The sequence below is a fragment of the Salipiger sp. HF18 genome (genome assembly GCF_011806505.1).
Taxonomy (GTDB): Bacteria; Pseudomonadota; Alphaproteobacteria; order Rhodobacterales; family Rhodobacteraceae; genus Salipiger; species Salipiger thiooxidans.
Genome location: NZ_JAATOS010000065.1, coordinates 1 through 14,908 on the forward strand (window position 1 = coordinate 1; position 14,908 = coordinate 14,908).

The 14,908-nt window shown below is 63.4% G+C and carries 14 protein-coding genes; 1 reads left to right on the forward strand and 13 read right to left on the reverse strand.

The annotated features are described in order from the left end of the window. Positions 1–294: 294 nt before the first annotated feature. From HC022_RS08660 to HC022_RS08680, 5 genes are all read right to left on the reverse strand, one after another. Positions 295–1,422, reverse strand: coding sequence for an SAVED domain-containing protein (locus HC022_RS08660; RefSeq protein ID WP_167452148.1), 1,128 nt, complete (start codon positions 1,420–1,422; stop codon positions 295–297). Positions 1,423–1,506: 84 nt separating this feature from the next. Continuing rightward, entirely contained in the window at positions 1,507–2,019 is a 513-nt protein-coding gene (locus HC022_RS08665) for a Mov34/MPN/PAD-1 family protein (protein ID WP_167452149.1), read from the reverse strand. Beyond that, positions 2,009–3,727, reverse strand: a complete 1,719-nt coding sequence (locus HC022_RS08670; RefSeq protein ID WP_167452150.1) for a ThiF family adenylyltransferase — start codon at positions 3,725–3,727, stop codon at positions 2,009–2,011. The genes HC022_RS08665 and HC022_RS08670 overlap by 11 nt, the downstream gene beginning before the upstream one ends. Beyond that, positions 3,727–4,965 (reverse strand): nucleotidyltransferase, encoded by a 1,239-nt coding sequence (locus tag HC022_RS08675; protein WP_167452151.1) that lies wholly within the window; start codon positions 4,963–4,965, stop codon positions 3,727–3,729. Before HC022_RS08675 ends, HC022_RS08670 begins: the two co-directional genes overlap by 1 nt. Positions 4,966–5,420: 455 nt before the next feature. Continuing rightward, the gene (locus HC022_RS08680) at positions 5,421–7,703 is read right to left on the reverse strand and encodes an adenosylcobalamin-dependent ribonucleoside-diphosphate reductase (RefSeq protein ID WP_167452152.1); all 2,283 of its coding nucleotides are present in this window, start codon (positions 7,701–7,703) and stop codon (positions 5,421–5,423) included. Positions 7,704–7,837: 134 nt separating this feature from the next. Here HC022_RS08680 and HC022_RS08685 point away from each other — a divergent pair, with 134 nt between their 5' ends. Next, positions 7,838–8,269 (forward strand): DUF1489 family protein, encoded by a 432-nt coding sequence (locus tag HC022_RS08685; RefSeq protein WP_008883434.1) that lies wholly within the window; start codon positions 7,838–7,840, stop codon positions 8,267–8,269. A gap of 6 nt (positions 8,270–8,275) precedes the next feature. Here HC022_RS08685 and HC022_RS08690 read toward each other — a convergent pair whose 3' ends face one another. The 8 genes from HC022_RS08690 to xdhC all read right to left on the reverse strand — a co-directional run. Next, the gene (locus HC022_RS08690; protein ID WP_167452153.1) at positions 8,276–8,773 is read right to left on the reverse strand and encodes a YdcF family protein; all 498 of its coding nucleotides are present in this window, start codon (positions 8,771–8,773) and stop codon (positions 8,276–8,278) included. Positions 8,774–8,872: 99 nt separating this feature from the next. Continuing rightward, positions 8,873–9,952, reverse strand: coding sequence for a BMP family ABC transporter substrate-binding protein (locus tag HC022_RS08695; RefSeq protein ID WP_008883310.1), 1,080 nt, complete (start codon positions 9,950–9,952; stop codon positions 8,873–8,875). Further along, positions 9,949–10,179 (reverse strand): potassium channel family protein, encoded by a 231-nt coding sequence (locus HC022_RS29055; protein ID WP_254885004.1) that lies wholly within the window; start codon positions 10,177–10,179, stop codon positions 9,949–9,951. Before HC022_RS29055 ends, HC022_RS08695 begins: the two co-directional genes overlap by 4 nt. Further along, on the reverse strand, positions 10,155–10,682 hold the full coding sequence (locus HC022_RS08700; RefSeq protein WP_368484636.1) for an ion transporter: 528 nt from the start codon (positions 10,680–10,682) through the stop codon (positions 10,155–10,157). Before HC022_RS08700 ends, HC022_RS29055 begins: the two co-directional genes overlap by 25 nt. A gap of 24 nt (positions 10,683–10,706) precedes the next feature. Next, a complete protein-coding gene (locus tag HC022_RS08705; protein ID WP_089958487.1) occupies positions 10,707–11,615 on the reverse strand; it encodes an ABC transporter permease in 909 nt (302 codons plus the stop codon). After that, complete coding sequence (locus HC022_RS08710) at positions 11,615–12,700, reverse strand: ABC transporter permease (RefSeq protein WP_008883426.1); 1,086 nt, start codon at positions 12,698–12,700, stop codon at positions 11,615–11,617. Before HC022_RS08710 ends, HC022_RS08705 begins: the two co-directional genes overlap by 1 nt. Before the next feature lie 134 nt (positions 12,701–12,834). Further along, positions 12,835–14,358: an ABC transporter ATP-binding protein gene (locus HC022_RS08715; protein ID WP_167452154.1), complete on the reverse strand. Its 1,524-nt coding sequence runs from the start codon at positions 14,356–14,358 to the stop codon at positions 12,835–12,837. Then, on the reverse strand, positions 14,325–14,908 hold a 584-nt coding region (xdhC, locus tag HC022_RS08720), incomplete at its 5' end, for a xanthine dehydrogenase accessory protein XdhC (RefSeq protein WP_167452155.1). The genes xdhC and HC022_RS08715, both read right to left, overlap by 34 nt.

Sequence of the window (14,908 nt, forward strand, 5' to 3'; positions counted from 1 at the left end):
TCGGGACTGTCATCCCGAACAGTCGAGTCGGGCCGGTGCAACCACTCGCCGAGCGACTTGTAACTGCGCTCAGCCTGCTCATACCGACCGGGCGGAACCTGAAGCTCCTCAACTAGGTCTTCCAATAATTGATCAACAGGCCTGGTATTCGTCAAAGGGAATTCCATCACATGAAACCTCCATACGGTTCTGGTGCCCGTCCTCTACTGATTTATCGAAGGCATGGCTGAGTAGAAGAGGAGCGGCCACCCCCGCGAAGGTATGACAAACTTGCGCTCACTGATCGACAATGACCTAAGCGCTAATCTTGATCGTTAACTCAAACCCCTTCCCCGGTTTTTGATCGTAGATCACCAAAGGAAGATCGGCTTTGGGCATTCGTGAACGACCCGTTTCGACAGCTGCGGAAGCCGGGAGAACAGGAAATACGTTGATAGTCGCATCTTCGCCATGGTGGGCCTTGATCAGATCGAAGAGCCTGCGAAGGTGAGTTTTATAGATTGCAAGATCGTCCTGTCTTCGCATGATGTCGTTATGAGGATCCTCTGCCGTGATCGACCAGATTGCCGCGTTATCGCCCAGAACCGAGCGAATTCTCTGATCATCGACGGTCGCGCTGAGCGCCAACTTGAGTGCGACTGGTACGTCCTTCGGCCCAGTGTACTCACCAATCTTGAAATCAATCGACGGCTGGTGAAGTTGCCATTTCCAGGTAGATGGCTCGCGATATTTTTGGTGAACAGATACCGGCATGATATCACCTAGCAATGTACCGAGTTCGATCAGAAGAGGCTGCGGAGCAAGCGCAAACACACTCAACTGAAGGATCTCCTTCTGCTCTATCCGCTCCTTCACCTTGCGCCGAAACTGACGATGCAGATTCGCGCTTTGCATGTCCCAAAACTCTGGCTCATCATCCTTGATTTCGGAATTTAGCTCGATGTCGATGGTTCGTCGCTCCGCCGGGTGTCTGTCAGGCGGCATAGCGGCAAAGATCGCCTTGGTGGAAACCAACGAGTCCATTTGGCCGATAGTCGCCGCGAAACGGACCACATGAGCGGCGCGGTCAGCGTCCATATCTGTAACAGTCTCAATCCGCTCTTCATGCTCGCGCTTCATTGCCACGAGTGTTTCTTCCGGATAGTCGTCCACGTGATCTACGTCGATTTCCTTGTGATGGATAGGACACATCAGCATCAGATTGCTAATGTCACGGGCTAGAAGCAGCGAACGGACACTATCACCCCTCGGTCCATTCTCGCTATCTGCCACAATGTGCGCGATGAAACCAAACTTTCCGTCTTCCTTGCCAGCGATCAGATCACCGACAAGGAGCTTGTTGCACCCCGAAAACTCACATCGGCCCGCCGCCAAAGCCCATAACTGGGTCTGTATCTTGGCTGGGATACTCGAACTAGACAATTATCCACTCCATTTTATCCCCCCCTCGGATTATGAATGAGCAGTCGAACGATATCTTAATGACCGCCACCCCATTAAAAGACACTAAATCTTCAGAACTTTCCAACCCTCGCGAAATCCATCTTTCCCATTATCATCTGAAATTATCAAATGGCCCGCCTCGGGAGATTGGCCGCGCTGAAAAGTAGTGATAGTTGCCTGTATCGATGCGCCTCCCATAAGACGCACGATAACCAAAGCTGCAAACGAAGGTCCGCTGTGCTCGACCATATCAGTCATCGAAGCTAAGTCGATTTCGCTAGGCATTGGTGGGAATGTTGGGTGTGAGTGCCATTCGCCAAGGTAGTCAACCCGACCAACGCGATCACTATTCTCCAGCAAAATCCGATCCATTTGTTTTGAGTGCAGCTCAGGCAAGCTATCGAAACGATCTCGTGTACCCGCCTTAAGATCAACGGTAAAACCGACGAGATCAAATTCGCCTGGAGCTGTTTGTTCTGCAACTAACCACCCTCCGATCTCGCGTTTGCCGCCTTGCTTCAGGTGGTTCTGCAGTTCCGCGAGCTGCGAGCGTGAGATTGTGAGGCTAAGCGTCATCTTGCAGTCCAAGCTGGGTCATGACGCGTGCAATGCCCTCTTCTTCGCAACTTGTACTGCCCTTTACCCATCCCTCGTGAGGACTGAAGATGACCGGGTGGGTGTCAAACGGATGATCAAAGATCCAGCCTTTGCGCATCCCTATAAAATAGGCAGGCTCGGGGTGGACCCGCATCTCTGTGGGTACGAGGGCATCCAGGGCGTGACGGACCAATCTATTGGCAATGACGCCTACATCACTGTCAGAAGCGAACAAGGGCTCATCGTCGTCCTGACCTTGCACCCCATAGTTGTGCTCGCGGCCCTCTGGCGGCGCCATGCCCTTCTCGTCGCACCATGCTCGCAATTGAGACGCAGCGGTCAGCGGAGGCGGATCTTCAGATGGGAAACTTCGAGCAATCAGGCCTCCGATTCCACCCGCGTAAACTCGTCCCCAGACGAGAGGTTTGCGCTTCTGCGTGCAAATGGCCGCTGCCATTCGAAACACACTATTATCAGCCGTTGTATCGATCACGAGATCACAAGTGCTGATGATCTCGCTCAACTGGGCAATATTCTGGACAGCGGTTTGAGATGTTAGGCTCATGCCCAAGGCACCGACTTTTACATCTGGATTAATCCGAACTAGCCGATGCTGCAGAGAAACTGCCTTGTGGTGCCCCACATCCATTTCATCGAGTTCGTTTCGAACCAAATTGTCGGACCAGAGAACATCATTGTCGAGCAACTTGAACTGACCAACACCTTCGCGCGCAAGGCTGGCTGCGACTTTCGACCCCAGAGAACCCGCACCAATGATGCAGATGCTAGAATTTCTGAACATCTTTCCATGGACACGCCGCTCTTTGGTCTTCGGAGGTTCAAAGGTATGAAAAATGTCCATCTTCCTCTCCGAGCCATAGTGGCTAACCCGTAGCAGAACCTCCCGCTGGCCATTCGACACAACCACGAATACGTCGCCGGCTGATCTTATCCATTCACGCAGCCATCTCGGCAAGGAATGGTAAAGGAGTTCCGCCAGCTCATCAGGCGGTAGGTCTGGAATTTTTCCGATATCGGGAAGGCGAAATAGAACTCCGTGAACCCGGTTTCCTCCCGCACCAGGACCGTCTTTAGGCTCGATCTGGTTATGGTCCAGTCCGATAGTCGCGATGCGGGCAACAATGGATTCCGGAGCCCCAAAACGCCGCTCCATCGTGATTTGAAGATCGGTTGCGCGTCCTGCGAGGCGCATTCTCATTAGGCGAGCAGTATCCGACGGTAGCATAAAGCGGAGGGAATGCCCCCAGAGCTGAGAAGATAAGTCGCCAGGATGAGCGCTTTCTACGTCTGAGAAAGTGTTTTCTTCTGGGGTTGCTTCCAAGAGTGCCCTGGCGCTCCGGACTACATCTGTGCTCTTGCAGTCGGGATGCCAGTTATCCGGTCGGTATTGGAGGCATAGTTCGCCACCTTCGCCATATTGGTGCTGCGATAACCGGACGGTGCCGTCGGCTGGAAAGACAAATGGCGGGAGATCAGGAAAGAGTGCTGGGAAAACCAGCCGCAATGGAATGCGACGCTCCCCGGCGAGCAGAACAAACGACCAGGTCAGCAGGCCATCGACGTTTCTGCCGAATTGGGGTTCTTCCAGCCAATCTGATGCCGCTGCTAGGTCAGCGAGCTCTTCACACTCACGGATTAGCCGCGCTTCGCCGACTGTGAAGCCCATCAACCAAAACCTTTTGGCTCCGTCGACCTCCGATCCTCACCACCAAAAACGAGACCGGGCGCAGAAGCCCCGGCTGCAGCAGCAGGAGCCACGGATGCCGCACGTGACCCCGCCGATATCGCTACCCTCGAGCGCGCACCTTCAACGAGGGTGCTTCCAAGATTTCGTGAGAGCTCATTTAGAACAATATTTGTGTCGCTGAACCTTTGAACGGCGCCAAAATCCGTTCGAGCAGCCTCCAGCCACTTGAAGAAGGATTCGCGGCGCTCGGGAAATTTTTCCCACCTATCCGCAAAATTCTCTGAAGGGTCCGTAGGGTTGGCAATCCATGACACCCCATTCCGTTCTGCGATCGCGAGATGCATGTCCCTCAGAATCTTGGCAATTGCATCCGATACCCTTGCTTCGCCTTCATAGGCATGGGTTGAGAGCGTCGTGAGGATCACACTAATAACCTTCAGGTCCGAATCCTGCTCCGCGAACCACTCATCCCTGTGACGCTTCAAAATCATGATGGATGATTGGAGAGGTGTTCGCACCCGAAACACCGGGACGTCTTCCACACTCGCTGTCACTTTACCTTGGGCGTCGAGGAATGCCCTGCGACGTTCATTCAGTTGTTCGATCTGCCTCGACTTGAACCATGCGGCAAAGCCCCTGGGATTGCTTCGGGGCCAATCATCCGTGATGATACGGTATGTGCTAGTCTTGTCTTTATCGGTGATGGCAATCGCACCTTCCGCAAGCGCCTCATCCGCGAGGTAGGAAGAAAGAACGGTACGCATGTTTGCCTCGTTCGGTACAGCCGGCAATACGTCCATGTGGAATTGCGCACCATCTGCGTAGATCAAGGTGCAGCATCTTCTAGGCTCATCACTGACCTCGTTTTTGATCCCTCGCGCATCGCGATACGCCTTGAGCTCAGCCAGCAGTTGAGCGCGGAGATCTGCCTGGGTAATCTGCGCTTTCGTCAGAGAACGGAAAGAAACAACGATGTCGAGATCGTAGTCTTCGTTCTTGGACGTCGGCTTGATCGGCGTGCCGAGCGCGAACGAGCCCTGAATGTAGACATCGGGATCATAAGCACGAACCTTGGACTCATCGCGATGCAAAAACTCGCCAAGGTCCTTGTAGCGTCTTTCGGCTTGATCAAAGCGATCTTGTGGCACTGCCAATTCTTCAGCAAGTTTTTCAATCGCGACGTTGTACCCGTATCCAATGCCCGCGCCTGCGTTCATACCAAGACCCCTACATAATTATTCCGAATTTAAAGGTGTCTATTTAGACGCAGATTTTCAAGGTATTTGCTCGATCAAAGGCCGCTTTTGTAGAACACCCATGGGATGTGTCCTGCCACTTATAGCTGCGATAGGAGTCGCATACACTGCAAGAGTTAGTCATGCGCCAGGCGTCGACTGTGAGCCGAAAGCTCCTAAGGAACTCAGTTTGGACGTCCGTGGGGCCCCTGCTCAATTTTTCCGCATCCCGTCTCCATAAGCATAAGGCCCACAGACCGGATCGGCTGCCCTCCTTAGCGTGCTGACCCAGCACCAGCAGGCGTCGCCACAACCAGACATGCAAACGGCCTCAGGTACTCCCCGAGGCCGTTTCCTATCTACTCAGCCAAAATGACCTTGTGAGACGGTTAGGTCATGTCGCGTGGCACGCCACATGACTTCAGCCCAATCGCTCCTCACCCGCACTTCGAATGGCCGCAGGAGGAGCAGGTCATGCAGCCTTCGACCATCATCATCGAGTACTGGCCGCAGGACGGGCAGGCCTTGCCGCGGGGGGCGTCGAGGCCGACGACCTTGGCCTGCGGGTCGGATTTCAGGCCCTTGCCCTCGCCCTCGAGGAAGCCGATCGAAACCATGTGGCGCTCGATCACGCCGCCGATCGCCGCGAGGATGGAGGGGATGTACTTGCCCTGGACCCAGGCGCCGCCGCGCGGATCGAACACCGCCTTCAGCTCCTCGACCACGAAGCTCACGTCGCCGCCGCGCCGGAACACCGCCGAGATCATCCGGGTCAGCGCCACCGTCCAGGCGTAGTGCTCCATGTTCTTCGAGTTGATGAACACCTCGAACGGCCTCCGGTGGCCGCCGACGATGATGTCGTTGATCGTCAGGTAGATCGCGTGCTCGCTGTCCGGCCACTTCAGCTTGTAGGTCGCCCCCTCGAGCGCCTGTGGGCGGTCGAGCGGCTCGGACATGTAGATCACGTCGCCGCCCGCGGCCTCCTCGGCCAGCTCCGGGGTGTCGGCGGGCGTCTTCTCGGCGCTCTCCGAGACCGACAGGACCGAGCCCGTCACGTCGTTCGGGCGGTAGGTGGTGCAGCCCTTGCAGCCGGTTTCGTAGGCCTGCATGTAGACGTCCTTGAACGCTTCGAAGGAGATGTCCTCGGGGCAGTTGATCGTCTTCGAGATCGAGCTGTCGATCCACTTCTGCGCCGCCGCCTGCATGCGCACGTGGGCCTGAGGATCGAGGGTCTGTGCGTTGACGAAATACTCCGGCAGCTCGGCATCGCCCTTCAGGTCGCGCCACATCTGCACGGCGTAGTCCACGACCTCCTCCTCGGTACGGGTGCCGTCCTTCTGCAGCACCTTGCGGGTGTAGGCATAGGCGAAGACCGGCTCGATCCCCGAGGACACGTTGCCCGCGTAGAGCGAGATCGTCCCCGTGGGCGCGATAGAGGTCAGCAGCGCGTTGCGGATGCCATGCTCGCGGATGGCGTCACGGACGTCGTCATCCATGTTGAGCATGTTGCCCGTGGCGAGGTACTTCTCGGCGTCGAAGAGCGGGAAGGCGCCCTTCTCCTTCGCCAGATCCACCGAAGCGAGATAGGAGGCGCGGGCGATGAGCCGCAGCCAGGCCTCGGTCTGTGCCGCCGCCTCCTTAGAGCCGTAGCGCAGCCCCTTCATCAGCAGCGCATCCGCAAGCCCGGTGACCCCGAGCCCGATGCGGCGCTTGTTCTGCGCCTCCTCGAGCTGTTGCGGCAGCGGGAAGCGCGAGGCGTCGACGACGTTGTCCATCATCCGCACCGCGGTGGCCACGAGCGCCTCGAGCTCGGCCTCGTCAAGATGCGCTCCCGCCTCGAAGGGCTGCTTCACCAGCCGCGCGAGGTTGATTGACCCCAGCAGGCAGGCCCCGTAGGGCGGCAGCGGCTGCTCGCCACAGGGGTTGGTGGCGGCGATCTGCTCGACGTAGGAGAGGTTGTTGGCCTTGTTGATGCGGTCGATGAAGATCACGCCCGGCTCGGCGTAATCGTAGGTCGCCCGCATGATCCGGTTCCACAGGTCCCGCGCCTTGACGGTCCGGTAGACCTTGTCGCCGTAGACCAGCTCCCACGAGCCGTCCGCCTTGACCGCCTCCATGAAGGCGTCGGTCACCAGCACGCTGAGGTTGAACATGCGCAGCCGCGCCGAATCCGCCTTGGCGCCGATGAACTGCTCGATGTCCGGGTGGTCGCAACGCATGGTGGCCATCATCGCGCCGCGGCGCGAGCCCGCCGACATGATGGTGCGGCACATGGCATCCCAGACATCCATGAACGACAGCGGCCCCGAGGCATCGGCCGCGACACCCGCGACCGGCGCACCCTTGGGCCGGATGGTCGAGAAATCGTAGCCGATCCCCCCGCCCTGCTGCATGGTCAGCGCGGCCTCCTTCAGCATGTCGAAGATCCCCGCCATGCTGTCGGGGATCGTGCCCATGACGAAGCAGTTGAACAGCGTCACCGAGCGCGCCGTGCCGGCCCCGGCGGTGATCCGCCCGGCGGGCAGGTATTTGAAGTCCTCGAGCGCCTCGTAGAACCGCTGTTCCCAGCCCTCGGCGTCGGTCTCGACCGAGGCGAGCGAGCGCGCGATGCGGCGCCAGCTGTCCTCGACGGTGACGTCGATGGGGGACCCGTCCGCTTCCTTGAAGCGGTACTTCATGTCCCAGATCTGTTCGGCGATGGGGGCGGCGAAACGGCTCATGGCAGCGTGAATCCTCTTTGGCAGACGTGCCTGATAGCAGCCACCATCTTAGCACGTAAAGTCACGATTCCTACCAAAGCTTGAAACCGCTCCGTGACAGAATACAATATGGTGTGCACCTCCCGGAGGACTCTGTGGATAAATTCACCCATCTCATCAAGCTCAGCGTCGGAACCGACAGCGTCGAGAGCCTGAGCGCCTGGCAGGACAGCGGCGCCGCCCAGACCGCGGACGGCCTGCCCTGCCACGTCACCCGGATGTGGCCGAAGCGCGAGGCCGAGATTCTCGCCGGCGGCAGCATCTACTGGGTCTTCCAGGGCCTGGTGCAATGCCGCCAGCCGATCCTGCGGCTCGACCGGGTGACCGGCTCGGACGGCATCGAACGCTGCGCCATCGTACTGCAACCGGGGCTGATCCGCGTCGCCCCTGCCCCGCGCCGCCCGTTCCAGGGCTGGCGCTACCTCGCGCCGTCCGACGCGCCGCCGGATCTGTCGAAGACCCGCCAGCGCGAGCAGGAACTGCCGCCGGAACTGGCCGGCGCGCTGGCCGAGATCGGTGTGCTCTGAACCGCCTCAGCGGCCCTTGCCGCGCAGCGCGTACCAGCCGTAGGCCACCACCTCGCGCGCCGCGGCGCGCAGCTGGCCCGCGGGATCGGCGCCCCTGAACGACGGCGCTGCCCCCCGCGCCACCAGCCCGGCCCGGCGCGCCACCAGCAGCGCCCGCGGCAGGTGATAGCGCTCGCTCACCACCACCACCTCGCGCACCGCCAGCCGCTCGAGGATGGGCAGTGCGAAGCGGATGTTCTCTTCGGTGTTGGTCGAGCGCGCCTCGCGGTGCAGGTCACGCGCCGGCACCCCGGCCTGCCGGCAGATCTCCACGATCAGCGCCGCCTCGGCCGGCGGATGCACCCCGACACCGCCGCAGCCCACCACCGCGCGCACCGCGCCCGCGTGCCAGAGCCGCGCGCCCTCCAGCGCCCGGCGCCGCAGCGTCGGGGACGCCTCGCCTCCCGGCCAGACCGCCGCCCCCAGCACCAGCGCCACCGGCAGGTCCTCGCGTCCGCTCTTCATCTTGCCAGATAAACTCCCGCCGGAGGCATCCTGCCCCCTCCACATGAAAACACCGCCGGAGCATGGGCCCCGGCGGTGCAAGCCATCCGGCGATCCCGATCAGTTCGGGATGTCGCCGGTCACGCCCTCGACGTAGAAGTCCATGCCGGCGAGCGTGCCGTCATCCGCGACCTCGCCCTCGGCAAGCCAGGCCGAGCCGTCCTGCTTATTGATCGGGCCGGTGAAGGGATGATACGCGCCCGACGCGATGTCCTCCTTCATCTTGGTGACCGTCGCCAGCGCGTCCTCGGGGATCGGGCCGGTGAACTCGCCGATGCCGACCATGCCGTCACCGATGCCCTGCCAGGTGTTGTGGCTGGTCCAGGTACCGTCGATGACCGCCTGCACCCGGTCGATGTAATAGGGCGCCCATTCGTCGATGATCGACGAGAGCCGCGGTTCGGGCTTGTACTCGGCCATGTCGGCGGCCTGGCCGAAGCCGTAGGCACCGGCCTTCTCGAGCACCGCCAGCGGCGCGGTCGAGTCGGTGTGGGCAAGCACCACGTCCGCGCCCTGGTCGAGCAGCGCCTGCGTCGCGTCCGCTTCCTTGGCCGGGTCGAACCAGGTGTTGAGCCAGACCACCGCGATCTCGACGTCGGGGTTGGCCTTGGCGGCGTGCAGGTAGGACGAGTTGATGCCGCGGATCACTTCCGGGATCGGGAAGGAGCCGATGTAGCCGATCTTGTTGGTCTTGGTCATCGCTCCGGCGAGGTAGCCGGTGATGGCGCGGCCCTCGTAGAAGCGCGCGGAATAGGCCGAGACGTTGTCGGCGGTCTTGTAGCCGGTGGCGTGCTCGAACTTCACGTCCGGGAACTTGGCCGCGACGTTGATGGTCGGATCCATGTAGCCGAAGGAGGTGGTGAAGATCAGGTCCGCGCCCGACAACGCCATCTGGGTCAGCACGCGCTCGGCGTCGGCGCCCTCGGGCACGCTCTCCTGCTCGATCACCTCGACCGCGTCGCCGAAATGCTCCTTCATCTTCATCGCCGCCTCGTGGTGGTGCTGCGACCAGCCGCCGTCGTTCACCGGCCCGACGTAGACGAAGCCGACCTTCGGCGTGTCCTGGGCAAGGGCGGCGCCACCGGCCAGGGCGAGGCCCAGCGCGGCGGAAGTGGCGAGAAGCGTTCTGCGTTTGATCATTCCTGGTCTCCCATGGGTTTCTTGGTCATGTTGTCGGGCCCGTCGGCGCCGTCACCCTCCGGGTGCGCCTTGAGCCTGAGAAGTTGCGAGGTGATGATGCCCGCCGGGATGGCGACGATCCCCACCCCGATCAGGACGGTCAGACCGGTGAAGATCCGCCCGCCGGTGGTGATCGGGTAGACGTCGCCGTACCCGACCGTGCTCAGCGTCGCGAGCGCCCACCACATGGATTGCGGCACCGAGCCGAACTTGTCCGGCTGCGCCACGTGTTCGAAGAAACCGCGGTGAACAGGATCAGCTCGTCCCGCGAGGCCTCGAGCGCCAGCTCCAGCCGCCGCGACGCCCGTCGCAGCCGCAGGAGCTTCAGCAGCCGGAAGGCCCGCATCAGCCGCAGCACGCGCAGGCTCTGGGTGTGCGGCTGCAACAGCAGCAGCCCCGGCAGCACCGCCAGCAGGTCGACGATGCCCCAGAAGCTGGGCGCGTAGCGCCAGCGCGACGGCGCCGCCCAGAGCCGCAGCAGGTACTCTGCCGCGAAGCCCCAGAGCAGCAGGAACTCGGCCACGGTCATCATGTGCCGCACCACCTGCGGCAGCCACTCCGCGCCCTCGAGCAGGATGATCAGCGCCGAGATGAAGATGAGCCCGTGGAAGGCCCATGCGATCCGCGCGCCGTAGCGCGGGTCCTGCCCGTCCAGCGCCGCGCGCATCCGCTCCCTGCTCACTCCGAACACCGTTCCTCCCCCACCGAGCGCTCATCAGGAGGCCGCGTGGAACGGCCTGCCCAGCGATCCGGGCGCCCCATGACTACCACGGGCGGAGATGATCACCAGCACGATGATGGTGATGAGGTAAGGCGACATTGACAGCAGCTCGACCGGCACCGTGGTGCCTGCCGCCTGCAGGTTGAGCTGGATCACCGTCACCCCGCCGAAGAGGTAGGCGCCGATCAGCACACCGAGCGGCCGCCAGCTTGCGAAGACCACGATGGCAAGCGCGATCCAGCCGGCGCCGGCGGTCATGCCCTCGGTCCATTGCGGCACCCGCACAAGGCTCACGTAGGCCCCGCCAAGGCCCGCGCAGGCGCCGCCGAAGGCGATCGCCGCCATCCGCACCCGTACCACCTTGTAGCCGAGCGCGTGGGCGCTCTCGTGGTCCTCGCCCACCGCGCGCAGGATCAGCCCGGCGCGGGTGAACTTGAGGAACGCCCAGACCGCGACCACGAGCGCGAGGCTCAGGTAGACGACGAAGTCATGCGAGAACAGCATCCGGCCCGCCACCGGGATGTCGCCCAGCAGCGGGATGTCGAGCTTGGGCAGGCTCGGCGCCCGCTGGCCCTCGTAGTTCGAGCCGATCAGCGCCGAGAGCCCCAGCCCCACCAGCGTGAGCCCGAGGCCCGTCGCCACCTGGTTCGACAGCAGGTACTGCGTCAGGATGCCGAAGCTCAGCGACAGCACCGCCGAGGCCACCGCCGCGCCGAGAAAGCCCAGCGTCGGCGACCCGGTGGTGACGGCGATGGCAAAACCCATGACCGCGCCGGTGATCATCATGCCCTCGACACCGAGGTTCAGCACACCGGCCTTTTCGGTCACCAGCTCGCCGATGGCGGCCAGCAGGATCGGCGTGGCCGAGACCATGATCGAGACGACAAGCAGCACCGGATCCATCAGGCCACCTCCTTGCGCGCGAAACGGACGCGGTAGTTCGTGAAGACGTCGGTGGCCAGCAGGAAGAACAGCAGCATCCCCTGGAACAGCTGGATCGACGCGCCCGGCAACCCGAGCATGAGCTGCGCCAGCTCGCCGCCGATGTAGGTCAGCGCCATCAGCAGCCCCGCGGCAAGGATGCCAAAGGGGTTCAGCCGCCCGAGGAAGGCCACGATGATCGCCGTGAAGCCGTAGCCCGAGCCGAAGTCGATGCTGATCTGGCCCGCGGGCCCGGTGACCTCGAAAAGCCCCGCCATGCCGGCGAGCGCCCCCGAGATGCCGAGGCAGAGGAAGACGATGCGCGCGGGGCTCACGCCCGAGAACCGCGCCGCCCGCGGCGCCTCGCCGGTGAGCCGCACGTTGAAGCCCTGGATGTGCCGCGCCATCAGCACGTAGGCGCCGATCACCGCGACGAAGGCCACGAGCACGCCCCAGTGCATGCCGGTGTTGGCGACGAGCTCGTCGTTGAACACCGCCGGCCACTGCTTGAAGTTCCGCGAGCCGGGAAAGCCCTGCCCCTCGGGATTGCGCAGCCAGCCCGACGAGGCCGACGCGAGGATGTTCTCGGCCACGTAGACCAGCATCAGCGAGACGAGGATCTCGTTGGTGCCGAACTTCGTCTTGAGCACCGCCGGGATCATCCCCCAGAGCCAGCCGCCGAGCGCGCCCGCCACCACCATGAGCGGGAACAGCAGCACGCTGTCGGAAGGGTAGAAGGCCAGCCCCACCGCGGCGCCGGTGACCGCGCCCATGATGTACTGCCCCTCGGCCCCGATGTTCCAGATCCCGGCCCGGAAGCCGATGGACAGCCCGATGGCAATCAGGATCAGGGGCCCCGCCTTCACCAGCAGCTGCGGGCGTGAGTAGCCGGCGAACTGAGGATGGAAAAGCGGGTCCCAGAAGATCGTGCGGATGGCCTCGAGCGGCGGCTTGCCGAGCGCCGCGAACATGATGCCGCCGACGATCATCGTCAGCACCACCGCGAGGATCGGCGTCAGCCCGGTCCAGAGCCGCGACGGCTGCGGGCGTCGTTCCAGTCGGATCATCGCGCGCCCCTCCCCGCCCCGAATGCACCGGAGGCGTTGCGCCGTCACGGACAGGGGACAGCCGGCCGGTTCCTTTGTCGCTCATCGTCCAGACAGCCCCCATGCCACCCTCTTCGCTCCGCACCGCGGCCATCTCAGCCATCGACATGCGCCACCTCCATGTCATGGGCGCCGCCCATCATCAGGCCGATCTTCTCGACGTCCAGCTCGCTCACCGGCCGGGTCGGCGACAGCCGCCCCTCGTTCAGCGCGCCGAAGCGGTCCGAGATCTCCATCAGCTCGTCCAGATCCTGGCTGATGCAGATGATCGCCGCCCCCTGCCCCGCGAGGTCCAGCAGCGCCTGCCGGATGGCGGCGGCAGCGGCGGCATCGACGCCCCATGTGGGCTGGTTGACCACGAAGACCTCGGGCGCCTGCAGGATCTCGCGGCCCACCACGTATTTCTGCAGGTTGCCGCCCGAGAGCGCCCGCGCCGCCACGCCCGGCCCCGGCGTGCGCACGTCGAACCGCGCGATCACTTCCTCGGCGAAGCCCTTCGCCTTGCCCCAGTCGATGAAGCCGTTGCGCACCAGCCCCTTGCGGCGGGCACCGGTCAGTACGGCGTTCTCGGTCAGGCTCATGTTGGGCGCGGCGGCATGGCCGAGCCGCTCTTCCGGCCCCGACAGCAGCCCGGCATCCCGGCGGCGGATCGGGCCCGCGCGGCTTATGTCCGCGCCGCGGAACCAGATCGAGCCCTTCGGCGCCAGCCGCTCGCCCGAGAGCGCCGCCAGCAGCTCGCCCTGCCCGTTGCCCGCCCCCCCGCCGATGCCCAGCACCTCGCCGCTGCGCACCTCGAGCGAGATCTCCCGCAGCGGCGTGCCGAAGGCCCCGGGCGCCGGCAGCGAGAGCTTGTCGCAGCGCAGCAGCACCTCGCCCTTCTCGGTCGCGCGGGCCTCGGGCGTGGCAAAGCTCGAACCCACCATCATCTCGGCCATCTGCCGCGCGGTCACCTCGCGCGGGGTGCAGGTGCCGACGTTCTTGCCCAGCCGCAGGATCGTCGCCTCGTCGCAAAGCGTGCGGATCTCTTCCAGCTTGTGCGAGATGTAGAGGATCGAGGTGCCCTCGGCCTTCAGCTTCATGAGCGTCTGGAACAGGATCTCGACCTCCTGCGGCGTCAGCACCGAGGTCGGCTCGTCCATGATCAGCAGCCGCGGGTTCTGCAGCAGGCAACGGATGATCTCGACCCGCTGTCGTTCCCCCGCCGACAGCGTGCCCACGACGCGCGACGGATCGAGCGGCAGCCCGTAGGTCTCGGACACCTCGCGGATCTGTCGCGCGAGATCGCGCATCGGCGGCGGCGTCTCCATGCCCAGCGCCACGTTCTCGGCCACGTCGAGCGCGTCGAAGAGCGAGAAATGCTGGAACACCATCGCCACGCCCGAAAGCCGCGCGTCCGAAGGCTTGCCCGGCGCAAAGGCCGCGCCGTCGAGCAGCATCTCGCCGCGGTCGGGCTTCACGAGGCCGAAGATCATCTTGACCAGCGTCGACTTGCCGGCGCCGTTCTCGCCCAGCAGCGCGTGAATCTCGCCCTTGCCGATGTCGAAGGAAACGTCGTCATTGGCCACGACGCCGGGATAGGCCTTGCTCAGGCCCCGGATGCTGAGAAGTGTGTCTGACACGCCTGCCTGTCCCCTGTCTTGTCTCCGAGTAGCTGCGCCGCGACCCCGATGGCAATGGCCTGCGGATCGCGGCCAAAGGCTTTGTGCCCGATCGGACAGCATATGCGCGCAATCTGTGCATCCGCATGGCCCAGCGCCGCCAGACGCGACCGGAAGCGCGCCCACTTGGTCTCGGACCCGATGAGCCCCGCGAAGCGGAAGCCATGGCCCAGCAGCGCATGGCAGAGCCCGAGATCGAGCTCGTGGCTGTAGGTGAGCACGAGGTGCCACGCCTCCTGCGGCGCATGCGGCACCAGCCGCGCGGGCTCTGCCGCGGGCAGCACCGTGACGCCCTCGGGCACCTCCGCAGGGAAGCGCTCTGGCCCGGTGTCGACCCAGGTCAGCGCCAGCCCCGGCAGCGGCGCCAGCACCCCCACGAGCGCCCGGCCCACGTGGCCCGCGCCCCAGATCCAGAGCTCGCGGTCGGGCGCCGCCACCGGCTCGACCATCCAGCCCTGCAGGAACTGCGCCTCCGGCCGCTCGCCCCGGGCCCGCGCCCGGTCGAGCAGCC